The organism is Bacillus sp. CD3-5 (genome assembly GCF_006349665.1).
In the GTDB taxonomy this organism is placed as follows: domain Bacteria; phylum Bacillota; class Bacilli; order Bacillales; family Bacillaceae_G; genus Bacillus_A; species Bacillus_A paranthracis.
In genome coordinates this window covers 86,575-98,940 of record NZ_VEPX01000009.1, presented here as the reverse complement: position 1 = coordinate 98,940, position 12,366 = coordinate 86,575, and the positions used below count along the sequence as shown (strand labels likewise).

Genomic DNA, 12,366 nt, shown 5'->3' with positions numbered 1-12,366 from the left:
CCTCATTTTCACATCATAATGGTACGTTTACTTTTACACTTGTCCTTTTCTTATCACTTACAATTTTAATTGTTCCACCGACTAATTCTACTCTTTCTCGCATCGTAGTCATGCCAAGTGATTTCTTCTCTTTTATATCCTTTTCTACGAAGCCGGTTCCTTGATCGACTATTTCTAATGATACATTCTTCTCCGTCACTTTGAAATAAATCGTCGCTTCTCTAACATTTGCATGCTTACTTACATTATTTAAAGCTTCTTGTCCAATTCTCCATAGCGCTTCCTCTACTACGCGTGGCAAATCACGGACACCTGTAACTTGTTCTCGAATTTTCAATCCCAAACTTTCACCATATTGCTTTAAAGCTGGTAATAATCCTTTCTCCAAACCCGCTGGACGTAATTGCCAAATTAACGTCCTCATTTCTTTTAAAGCTCCTTGTGCTAGTTCACGCATGTCATGCAAAGATCGATCCACTTTTTCGTTTTGACCTTTTAAAACCGCCTCAGCGCCTTTGGTCATAAAGGTTAACGAAAATAACTTTTGTGAAACAGAGTCATGTAAGTCCCTTGCTAATCGATTTCTTTCTTCCATTCGTACGAGTTCACGTCGTTGCTCATTTAACCTTAAATTTTCTATCACGAAAGAAATATGATTTGTTATTGCTTGAAGTACATCTAACGTATTTACATCAAATTCACCATTATTTGAACTAACACATAAAACACCAAATATGTGAGTTTGAATCTGTATTGGGGTGGCGATAACCGTCCTATTAGAGGCAATCTTATGACTGATTTGATCGTTTAATAAAATAGGTTCACCTTTTTCTAACGCTTCTTTCGCTGCTTCTTTTATATCCTCCTGCCATTCTTCCTGGCAATAAGATGCCCGCAAGGATAATTCTTTCTCTTCCCTAATAAAGAACGCGACTTGATTCCACTGAAACACTTCACCTAATTGATCTACAACTTTTTCAGGTAATATATTAAATTGATGAATCGTTCTTAAAACTTGAATAAATCGTTCTAATTTCACATAATAATGCGCTCTTCGCTTTTCATTTTCATATAACTTTGCTCGTTTTAAAGCCGTTCCAATTTGGAAGGCAACTGATTGAAGCAATACTAATTCTTCTTCTGAAAAATGTGTTTTACCTGGGCTTGCCACATTTAACAAACCAAATTTCTCTCCCCCAGCCTTTAAAGGAACAGTAGCATGATGAAGAATTCCTTCTGTATCTCCCCAATTATATTCAATTGCATTATTAATTCTTTTACATTCAATAATATTAACAGCTCGCTCTAGTTTTCCTTCCACAAAGCCACGTAAACACCAACATTCCCCTTCACACATCGGGCGTTTGTTTTCATATGTAAGTGCCTCTGGTAATTGATAATCAATTAATTTTGTATATCTACCATTTTCATCAGCAAGAAATATCCATCCTGTCGTTAAACCTGTTACACTAAGTAATTTTTCTAGCACTGCTTGCAATACATGGTATGTATCATTTGATGTATTTAGCGTTTCTGCAATTTCTTTTAATATAACTAATTCATTTGTACGATTCTCTTGAAACATAATTCGTCTCCTACATACAAGATTTTACATAGTTCCTAACATAAATCATCTACTTTTCACTTTGTACTTATTCATAACATTGATATAATGGTGAAAACATAGTTTTCATTATATCACCTGAGGGGGCTTTTCATAATGACATTAAATAAAGCACTTACTATAGCTGGTTCTGACACAAGTGGCGGTGCTGGTATACAAGCAGATTTAAAAACATTCCAAGAACTTGGTGTATACGGAATGACATCACTTACGACAATCGTAACGATGGATCCACATAACGGTTGGGCCCATAACGTATTCCCAATCCCAGCTTCTACATTAAAACCACAATTAGAAACGACAATTGAGGGCGTTGGCGTAGATGCTTTAAAAACAGGTATGCTTGGATCGGTAGAAATTATTGAAATGGTTGCAGAAACAATCGAAAAACATAATTTCAAAAATGTAGTAGTTGACCCTGTTATGGTATGTAAAGGTGCTGATGAAGCATTACACCCTGAAACGAATGATTGCTTACGTGACGTTCTTGTTCCAAAGGCATTAGTTGTAACACCAAACTTATTTGAAGCTTACCAATTAAGTGGCGTAAAGATTAATTCTCTTGAAGACATGAAAGAAGCAGCGAAAAAGATCCACGCTTTAGGTGCGAAATACGTCCTAATTAAAGGCGGTAGCAAGCTTGGTACCGAAACTGCAATCGACGTCCTATATGATGGAGAGACATTCGACATTCTAGAATCAGAAAAAATTGATACGACAAATACACACGGCGCAGGTTGCACATATTCTGCTGCAATTACAGCAGAACTTGCAAAAGGAAAACCTGTGAAAGAAGCAGTAAAAACTGCTAAAGAATTTATCACAGCTGCTATCCGTTATTCATTCAAGATCAACGAATACGTAGGCCCAACACATCACGGTGCATATCGTAAATTCGTTGTATCAAAAGAGCTTGTCTAACCTATAAATAAAAACACCCACAGAGTGTGTATTTTCCCTCCCTGTGGGTGTTTTTATTTATAAGCTCTTCTGGTCATCTTATCTTTAAGATGCAGAACTAACCTGATTTCTACCATTTCTTTTGGAGTAATATAATGCATCATCAGCAGCTTGAATAAATTGCTCTGGTGATTGTTCATATACTGAAATCCCTACTGAAACTGTAATTTTTATTTTTGTTCCATCTAACAATTGGAATGAATGTTTTTCAACAGCTGCGCGAACTTTTTCCCCCATACGCATTCCGTAAGCTAATCCCTTCTGCGGTATAAGAAGCGCGAACTCCTCTCCACCCTTTCGAAAAGCCAAATCTGGAAACGTTGAAACTTCTCGTAAAATACGCCCTATTTGTTTTAATACTTCATCTCCTGCAGGATGCCCGTACGTATCGTTTACAGACTTAAAATGATCAATATCTATAAGTAGTAAACAAAGTGAATCATTTTTCATGCGCTTATTACCAATATGATGATTCATTTCTAAATCAAACTGCCTTACGTTTCCTAACCCTGTCAATGCATCTATCGTTGCATATTGCTTCATCTTTTGAAATAACTCATTGGATTGCAATACATAATTCGCGCTTATAAATGTGATATATGCTGCAACACTACTACAAACTAAATATAATGCTACTATAGACATATCCTTAAACAGCATAGAAAGTGGCACCGCTAAAATAAATAAACTATATACATTAAACCAGGTCCATCTTGTAAACATAGAAACTTTCATCCGCCAAATGAAAGTAACCCCAATACCTATCAATACAATAGTATAACAAGCCAATTCAGAGGCTAAAGAGTACTCTGTTAAAAATAATCGGGTAATTAAAATAATCGTAACTGTTATACTACTAGCTATCGGCCCTCCGATTATAATTGCCAAAATAACTGCTAAATAACGTAGATCCAACATAATATTTTCAATATGTACACCAAAATACATCAACAGTACACTTAATATTCCAGTAAGAATACCTACTACACATTTCTGCCAAAAAGAGAACCCTTCTTCTAACGGTTTATCTCTTAAAAGCTGACCTCCAATAAAAATAAAGGAAAGAATAATGGTTGTGTTTACAAATAAGTCCCTTAACATAAAATAATCTCCCTACTTTTCTATCTATCCCTTTCCTTATTTTATTGTATACGAAATACCTATAATTCCCAAAGCTTTTTATTTATTTTTTGCTGTTCCACGTGAAACAGCAAAAAAATAAAAAGGACGAAAATTCGTCCTTTTCACTAACAACAGCGCGAGATTTTTCCGCCCTTTGCATTAAATCTTGCTTCTTGCGCTTCTGCAAAAAATTGTTTTTGACATACAACTTCTTCTTCTGGATGATGCTTTTTCATATGCTCTACATATGTTTCATAGCTTGGTACCCCAACAAGTAAGCTAATAAAGTGTTTCCTTTGTCCCCATACTTGCCGTAGTCTTTTAAGCATAGTTCCTCGACTCACTTTCATCTTTAGGGATATATGGTGCCTCTTTTAGCGGCATCGGCTTATTTCTTAATACTTGAATCCAAATTCGAATTGCAGAAATTAATACAGCGATTACAACGATCATAAAAATTCCACAAAGTGCCGCATCAATATAATCATTGAAAATAATTTGCTTCATTTGGGCAACATTTTTAGCTGGCGCTAACACTTTCCCTTCATCTAACGCTCCTTGAAACACCTTTGCGTGGGATAGAAATCCTATTTTTGGGTTTTCATGAAATAGCTTTTGATACCCCGCTGTCATCGTTACAATAAGCAATCCGACAGTTGGAATAAGCGTCACCCAAACATATGCCTTTTTTCCCATTTTGAATAAAATTGTCGTTCCAAGTAATAATGCAATACCTGCTAACATTTGATTTGCAATACCGAAAAGTGGCCATAATGTATTAATTCCACCAAGCGGATCAACTACCCCTTGATATAAGAAATAACCCCATCCTAACACACATAACGTTGTAGCTATTACATTCGCTAATGTAGAATCCGTTTTCCCAAATGGCTTATATACATGCCCTAAAATATCTTGAATCATAAATCGGCCGACACGCGTTCCAGCATCAATTGTTGTTAAAATGAATAGTGCTTCAAAGAGAATCGCAAAATGATACCAAAATGCCATCATGGCCGTTCCACCTATTACTTGTGAGAAAATATATGCCATACCTATCGCTAACGTTGGCGCACCACCTGTACGTGATAAAATCGTTTGCTCTCCAACGTTTACAGCGAGATCTTTTAGTTCATTTGGTGTAATAGCAAATCCCCATGAGGAAATAACTTGAGCTGCCTGCGAGACATCTGTACCGATAAGTGCTGCAGGACTATTAATTGCAAAATACGTTCCCGGTGTTAATACACAAGCTGCAATCATCGCCATGGCTGCTACAAACGACTCCATTAACATTGCTCCATAACCGATTGGCTGTGCGTGTCCCTCTTGCTCAATCATCTTCGGCGTCGTACCTGATGAAACAAGAGCATGGAATCCAGACACTGCACCACAAGCAATAGTAATAAATAAGAACGGGAATAAGTTTCCAGAGAACACAGGACCAGTTCCATCAATAAATTTTGAAACTGCTGGCATTTGTAAATCTGGTGCTACAATTAAAATACCGATTGCTAATCCTACAATTGTTCCGACTTTTAAAAATGTACTTAAATAATCACGTGGTGCTAAAAGCATCCAAACTGGTAATGCCGATGCGATAAATCCATATACAATAAGCATTATAGCAATTGTTTCTCCGCTAAACGTGAACATGCTTGCAAGCGCTGGATTTTCCGCTACATACTGCCCTCCAATAAGAGACAGTATAAGTAGGATAATTCCAATTACTGACCCTTCACCAACCCGTCCAGGCCTAATGTAGCGCATATATACTCCCATTAAAATAGCAATAGGAATCGTTGCTGCTATCGTAAACATTCCCCAAGGGCTTCCGACAAGCGCCTTTACTACTACTAATGCTAATACTGCTAATAAAATAATCATAATGCCTAAAATACCAATCATTGCAATAAGTCCTGTAACAGGACCAATCTCATCTTTAATCATTTCACCGAGAGATTTACCATTACGTCTCATCGAAGCAAATAAAATGACAAAATCTTGCACAGCTCCAGCGACAACTACCCCTACAATAATCCATATTGTCCCTGGCAAATATCCCATTTGTGCCGCCAAAATCGGTCCTACTAAAGGACCAGCCCCAGCGATTGCTGCAAAATGATGCCCAAATAATACCCATTTATTTGTCGGAACATAATCTTTTCCATCATTTAATGTATGAGCTGGCGTTTGTCGATTATTATCTAAACCGAATACCTTTCTCGCTATAAATCTACTATAAAAGCGATAAGCAACTGCATACACACATACCGCAGCAACTAAGAGCCATACAGCATTAATAGTTTCACCTTGTGATAAAGCTATTACACCAAAAGCCCCGGCTCCTACTGCTGCAATAACTCCCCAAAGTAAAATCGACTTCAATGTTCTCACATACAATCCCCCCAATACTATTTCTTAGTGGGATTGTACTAAATTTTCTGAATATTTAACTTGAATCCTCCCTATCATGAAGGATTTTTAGTTTATCATGTTAAAAAATTCGCATTATCTGCTATAATTCAATTTTATTTCGAAGTCGTTTCACATAATTACGACTTACTGGAATCGGTTGCTCATCATATTTATCTAAATACAGATTATATGTGCCATTATAGTAAGGCTTTAACTCTTGTACATATGACATATTAATTAAATAACTTTTATGCACACGTAAAAAATCATATGCATTTAGCTTATTTTCTAGCTCCTGGAGTGTATATGTTGAAATATACTGATTATTTGTTGTATAAATTGAAACTGTTTTGTTTTCCTTATTTTTGCTTACATATACAATATCTTCAGGGAAAATATACCGAATCCCCTCTTGACCTTCTATCGGTAGTTTACGCAAATAGCTCTTTGCTTTCTCACCTTGCTCTTTAGCCATTCTATATAAAAGGAATTGCAAATCTTCCTCGCGAAATGGGCGTAGTAAATAATAAACCGCTTGAAAACGAAATGCTGTAATGGACTCTTCTATATCTTCACCCATAAAAATAAATTTCGTATAACAATTTACTTCCCGTAATAAACTCGCATATTCAAAACCCGTTCCATCTAGTAATTTTGAATTTAAAAAAACAAAATCTGGTGTATGCTTCTTCATCATAAATAATGATTCTGTTCCTGTATTTGCTTCAAAACATTCTACATTCCTTATATTTTCAGTAAATTTTTCAACTAAACTTCTTCGCTCTTCTGCATCTTCCATGATCAGTAAAATTTTCATTTCTTCAACCACCTAATTCTTTTGTCCGTATGTCCTGTTGTATACATTCGCTTTTATAAGGAACATTCCCTTTTTCTTACTATACCATTATTTATCTAAAAAAACAGAAAAAAGGGAACCATCATGGTTCCCCCTGCCCTTTTTTCCGTTATTTGTAGGCAGTAAAACCCACTGAATGAGAAAACATGGGCTCTTAGTTTTACTACTCTAAAACATAATTGGTACGGACCAATAATTGAGATCACTTACCGATTAAAGTTTTACCTTATACTAATTCTCGTTGTTTCGTTTCTTGCCCAAGTATAATTACAGCAAATACGCCTATTAAAATTGATCCACAGAAAATCGTAAATATTAGTGATAGTGAAGCCTGTAAAGCAACTAAATATCCTACTAATAGCGGTCCAAGAATACCACCAATACGACCGAATGCTGCCGCCATCCCTGCACCTGTACCACGAATAACTGTTGGGTATTGTTCAGGTGTATAAGCATATAATGCACCCCAAGCACCTAAATTAAAGAATGATAGTAACATGCCTGCTACGATTAATACCGTTAATGACTCTGCCACTCCAAATAAGTAAGCACTGCAAGCTGTACCAATTAAATACGTAACTAAAACAAACTTACGACCAAGACGTTCAATAAACCAAGCAGCTGTGAAATAACCTGGTAATTGAGCTAACGTCATAATAAGTACGTATTGGAAACTTTTTATTAAACTAAATCCTTTTAATACCATTACACTAGGTAACCAAAGGAACATGCCATAATAGGAGAAGACAACAGAAAACCATAAAATCCATAACATAATTGTTGCCTTACGATATTCCCCAGACCAAACTGACTTTATATTTTCGATAACGGATGGCCTTTTTTCAACCTTTTGGAATCTTGGAGAATCCGGTAAATTCCATCTTAAATATAAAGCATATAGCGCCGGAACCGCACTCAATATCATCGCAACTTCCCAACCATATTTCGGTATAACAAAATACGAGATAAGAGCTGCGATTAGCCATCCACCTGCCCAAAAACTTTCTAATAGCACAACTATTTTGCCACGTTCATGTGCTTCAACACTCTCCGATACTAATGTAGAAGCAACTGGAAGTTCTCCACCAAGCCCCATACCAATTAAAAATCGTAAAACAAGGAACATAGCAAGTGTCGTCGTTAAAGCCGTTAAACCACTACCGATAGAAAATAATAATAATGTAATAATAAAGACTGATTTCCGCCCTATTTTATCTGATAGTATTCCAAAAACGAGCGCCCCGACCGCCATACCAATTGAATTAATGCTGCCTATCCAGCCCATTTCTTGGGTACTTAATCCCCAATCTTTTTGCAGCGCTACCATTACAAATGAAAGCATTCCAACATCCATTGCATCAAATAACCATCCAAGCCCCGCTATACCAAGTAGCTTTCGCTTCGAAATTTCTTTCACCTTGCCCACAAGAAGTCCTCCTTACACAGCTGTCTTTACACATCATTTTACATGTGTGAATTGTATAAGTAAAATACTTTCGTGTAAAAAATTCTCCTTCATCATTCCCAAAAAGTAAAATACTTATCCGACTATTTGAGGGCAGTAAGACCCCTCACCTCAAAATTCAGCTGAAGCAAAAAGAGATAGATAAAAAAACATGGCCATTAAACGCCCGATTAGTGAGTGTCCGCAATCGGTAGTAGATGAATAAAAACGCACTTTATTAAAAATGGACAAATAAAAAAGTAGCGATAGAACGCTACTTTTTTGAACGCATGACTTCTTTTAAAAATTCCGCTAATACTAACTGACGACGCCAACGCGTTGGATTGCTACACAATCTATAAAACCACTCTAAATGGATCGCTTGAATCCATTTTGGTGCACGTTTTACCTCTCCAGCCCATACATCTAAACTTCCGCCTACTCCAACGGCCATTTTCGTTTCTAAACGATGCTTATTCGTTTGGATAAAGTTCTCTTGTCTCGGGAAACCAAGTGCAACAAGCAATAAGTCTGGTTTTGCCTTTTGAATACGAGAAACAATATTCTCTTCTTCTTCTTGTTTAAAATATCCATCTTGTATACCCACAATAGATACAGCTGAATACGTCTTCGTTAAATGATCTGCTGCAGCTTGTACAACATGCGGTTTTGCACCTAATAAGAAAACTGATACTGGTTTATTGTCTTCTGATAACGCCGCAAGTAAATTACACATTAAATCAAAACCTGCTACACGTTCCTTTACAGGTGTACCTAACATACCACTTGCTTTTACGACTCCAATACCATCAGGTGTAATTAAATCTGCATTTAATAATGTTTGATGGAATGCTTCATCCTTTTTTGCACACATAACAATTTCAGGATTTGCTGTTACTACCTGAAAAGTATGTGTTCGCTCCACTTCTAGTTGTTCTTTTAAATATTGGACCGTTTCATCCATTGTCATTGTAGAAAAAGGAACGCCTAGAATATCAACTGTTTGTACTGCCATAGTTAACTATCCTCTCTATCATTACAAGTTTTTCGCTATTAATTGCTTATATGTTTCCTTTGTATCTTCATATAGTTTTTGAAGTGAGAAGTTCATAATAGCATGCTCATAAATATGTTTCCCCATTGCTGCTAATTCTCCAGTTTTCCACTTATCATACGCTTCTTCTAAAGCTAATGCTAATGCCCTTCCATCATCTGTTGGCACAATCCATCCATACGTTTCATCTACAATTAATGGTTCAATCTCTCCAGCCCTAGTCACAATTGATGGTACGCGTTGATTTGCCGCTTCTAATAAAACTAGTGGGAACCCTTCACTATGGGAGGTTAATAAATTCACATGTGACGACGCAAATAATTGTTTTACATCTTGACGATGCCCTAAAAACTCAACTTTATTATTAATCCCTTTTTCAGTAGCCAATGACTTTAGATTTTCTTCTAACGGGCCATCGCCAACTAACAATACTTTAATTTTCTCTAATTTTGTTCGTTGTAACGCATCAAATAGAACTTCATGTCCTTTCACAGGATGCAATCGTGCTACTTGGATTGCCGTAAATACATCTTCATCAATATTGAACATTTCTTTTTTATTATAGCCTTCTGCTTTTTCCTTATCGTATTCAATTCCATTATAAATAACATGCATCTTTTCATTAGAAATACCTAAAGCAGCTAAACTTTTCTTTAATCTATTTGTTACAACAAAAAATAAATCTATATTTTTTAAGGCTTTCAAATTCAATTTCGTAAAAATCCAACCTTTTAAGCCTTGTTTAGTAAAGTCTTCAAATGGATCACTATGAATAGTCGTTACCCATTTTGCCGTTATTCTCTTTTTCATTAAAGAAACATAGAAATTAGCCCTAGGACCATGCGTATGAACTATATCAAATTTTTCATTATTAATGAATTCGCTTATATTCTTTAAAATAGATAAATCATAGCGGGATTTTTGTGAAAACACATGGACTTTTATCCCTAACTCTCTTGCTTCTTTCGCAACAATTCCATCTTCAAATACCGCTAATTCTACTTCACCAGTTGGAAACTGATCGAGAAGTGAAATAATATGTGTTTTCCCTCCCCCATCTTCTGCTCCTGCATTCATATGCAATATCCTCATATTTTTTCCTCCTTTAAATCCTCGCCACATTTCCATCTATCTTTATTTTACTGTACTAAAAAATAAAAGCTAACAAAAGTTAGCTTTTATTTTAATCATTCAATTTCTAAGTCTACAATTAGATAAGCTAACACCACTACAAAGTAGATCCCAACTCCTGGTGCTGTTAAAATATGTCCTGCAATATAAGCAATACCTAATGCTAACAATAAGCTTGCTGCAATCATTCCATATTTTATATTAAATATCTCTTTAAACCTTGTAATAAATACTAGTAGGATTCTTAAGCCGTAATAAATAAATGGAATCATTAGTAATGCAAAACCAATAATCCCAAAGTCATAAAACCAATCATGGAAGTCCATTTCAATTAGCTTTGGATCTGGCTGCTTTTGTTCATTATATTTAAAATTACCTGCATAACCCATTCCTAATAACTTTTGTGACGTTGGCGCTTCTTTAAAGAACTGCTTATGTCTTTCTTCATATACTTGACGTCCGCTGAAAATAAGATTTTCTTGATTTTCTTTCTTTTGCTCTTTCTCAAGCTCTTTCTTAACTTCCTCTTCTATCTTTGCCTTTTCTTCTGGCTTTTCAACTTTATGATGTTTTTCTTCTTTTGCTTTAAGTTCTTGCTCTTTTTTCAGCTTCTCTTTAATTTCTTTTTCTTTTTGACCTTGCTGTGCCACATTTTGCTCTGATAAATAGTTATTGTGAATGCCCATATTTTGTGCTAATGGCGTTTGTTTAAACGTTCCAACTACACCAGCTAATAGGACAATAGCAATTACTGCATTAAGCGCAAGGGATTTTTTGTTCGGATTTTTTCTATCAAATAATAATTGTAGTACAATGATCCCGATTGCTGCCGCTAACGTAGCACCAATTGAGCCCATTCCTACTTTCGTACCGACCTGAATTAATGAGTAAATCATTAAAAGCGATGGAATCCAATATAAAACGTGTTTCCAGCTCTTTGTTTTTTGAATAGAATATAGTACCACAATAGGGAAAATAATAGCTAAGATTGAACCTAGTTCATTCCCTGCATAGAACCAACCTCGAGAACCTACCTTCATCCATTCATAACTACCAAAGTCAGTAGATGTTGAAATAGAAATAACCATAATTGCGTTAATGATTAATGTAGAATATACAATACTATTTCGAACCTTATCACTAATATTAACTTTCTTTTTCAATGATTTTAAAGCTAAAATGTATGACCCCAGCATGATATATATATATAATGCTTTCGCAACGAATTTAACTTCTTCACCAAGTACAATAGGATTCTTAACTAGTTTGTTATTAATAAATCCTACCCCTAAAACTCCGGCTAATAATATAAGATAAATTAAAAACTTTCTATTTTCCTTCTCTTTTGCCTGAATTAAAATATAAATACCACCAACAGCCATAATAAGGAATCTTACTAAAATTCCAACGGTAGCACTTGACTTTAATAAAGTGATGCTAAGAGACGTTAATAAATCTAAAACAGGCTGTAAAATAATAAAAAAGAGCAAAAACCGCTCAAATCTAACCCTAGCTTGATTTGCTAACATTCCAAGACCTCCATACAAAATCTTAACATTATCTTTTAATCATAATTTTTTATCATTCAAACATACCTAGCAATTATAACATAACTCATATTCAAATCGAGAACTATTTTTCCAGCTAAAACTAGCCAGGACAAGTATTAATCAGTAATAGAAATTACTGTCCTTTCGCTATACTCCCTATTTTTACAAAAACTATCTAACAACCATCCCCTTATTTTTGTCAGTATA

10 protein-coding genes are annotated in these 12,366 nt (G+C 35.4%); 1 reads left to right on the top strand and 9 read right to left on the bottom strand.

Features of this window, described 5'->3' with window-relative positions:
* Nucleotides 1–13: 13 nt before the first annotated feature.
* Nucleotides 14–1,585: a GAF domain-containing sensor histidine kinase gene (locus FH036_RS17695; RefSeq protein WP_000485103.1), complete on the bottom strand. Its 1,572-nt coding sequence runs from the start codon at nucleotides 1,583–1,585 to the stop codon at nucleotides 14–16.
* 135 nt (nucleotides 1,586–1,720) lie between these two features.
* Here FH036_RS17695 and pdxK point away from each other — a divergent pair, with 135 nt between their 5' ends.
* A complete protein-coding gene (gene pdxK / locus FH036_RS17690) occupies nucleotides 1,721–2,545 on the top strand; it encodes a pyridoxine/pyridoxal/pyridoxamine kinase (RefSeq protein ID WP_000174249.1) in 825 nt (274 codons plus the stop codon).
* 84 nt (nucleotides 2,546–2,629) lie between these two features.
* Here the strand turns inward: pdxK and FH036_RS17685 are convergent, their stop codons facing one another.
* The 8 genes from FH036_RS17685 to FH036_RS17645 all read right to left on the bottom strand — a co-directional run bounded on the left by FH036_RS17685 (nucleotide 2,630) and on the right by FH036_RS17645 (nucleotide 12,138).
* Nucleotides 2,630–3,685: a GGDEF domain-containing protein gene (locus tag FH036_RS17685; RefSeq protein ID WP_139896035.1), complete on the bottom strand. Its 1,056-nt coding sequence runs from the start codon at nucleotides 3,683–3,685 to the stop codon at nucleotides 2,630–2,632.
* A gap of 146 nt (nucleotides 3,686–3,831) precedes the next feature.
* Nucleotides 3,832–4,035 carry a YbdD/YjiX family protein gene (locus tag FH036_RS17680; RefSeq protein ID WP_000919824.1) on the bottom strand — a complete coding sequence of 68 codons (204 nt, stop codon included), beginning with the start codon at nucleotides 4,033–4,035 and terminating at the stop codon, nucleotides 3,832–3,834.
* Complete coding sequence (cstA, locus tag FH036_RS17675) at nucleotides 4,028–6,103, bottom strand: carbon starvation protein CstA (protein WP_076869383.1); 2,076 nt, start codon at nucleotides 6,101–6,103, stop codon at nucleotides 4,028–4,030. The genes FH036_RS17680 and cstA overlap by 8 nt, the downstream gene beginning before the upstream one ends.
* A gap of 121 nt (nucleotides 6,104–6,224) precedes the next feature.
* The gene (locus FH036_RS17670) at nucleotides 6,225–6,941 is read right to left on the bottom strand and encodes a LytR/AlgR family response regulator transcription factor (RefSeq protein ID WP_000698252.1); all 717 of its coding nucleotides are present in this window, start codon (nucleotides 6,939–6,941) and stop codon (nucleotides 6,225–6,227) included.
* 265 nt (nucleotides 6,942–7,206) lie between these two features.
* Nucleotides 7,207–8,406: an MFS transporter gene (locus FH036_RS17665; RefSeq protein ID WP_000521096.1), complete on the bottom strand. Its 1,200-nt coding sequence runs from the start codon at nucleotides 8,404–8,406 to the stop codon at nucleotides 7,207–7,209.
* A gap of 292 nt (nucleotides 8,407–8,698) precedes the next feature.
* Nucleotides 8,699–9,439 (bottom strand): WecB/TagA/CpsF family glycosyltransferase, encoded by a 741-nt coding sequence (locus tag FH036_RS17655; RefSeq protein WP_000290759.1) that lies wholly within the window; start codon nucleotides 9,437–9,439, stop codon nucleotides 8,699–8,701.
* A gap of 21 nt (nucleotides 9,440–9,460) precedes the next feature.
* Nucleotides 9,461–10,570 (bottom strand): glycosyltransferase family 4 protein, encoded by a 1,110-nt coding sequence (locus FH036_RS17650; protein ID WP_001221233.1) that lies wholly within the window; start codon nucleotides 10,568–10,570, stop codon nucleotides 9,461–9,463.
* A gap of 95 nt (nucleotides 10,571–10,665) precedes the next feature.
* Entirely contained in the window at nucleotides 10,666–12,138 is a 1,473-nt protein-coding gene (locus FH036_RS17645) for an O-antigen ligase family protein (protein ID WP_000880770.1), read from the bottom strand.
* Between the last annotated feature and the right edge of the window lie 228 nt (nucleotides 12,139–12,366).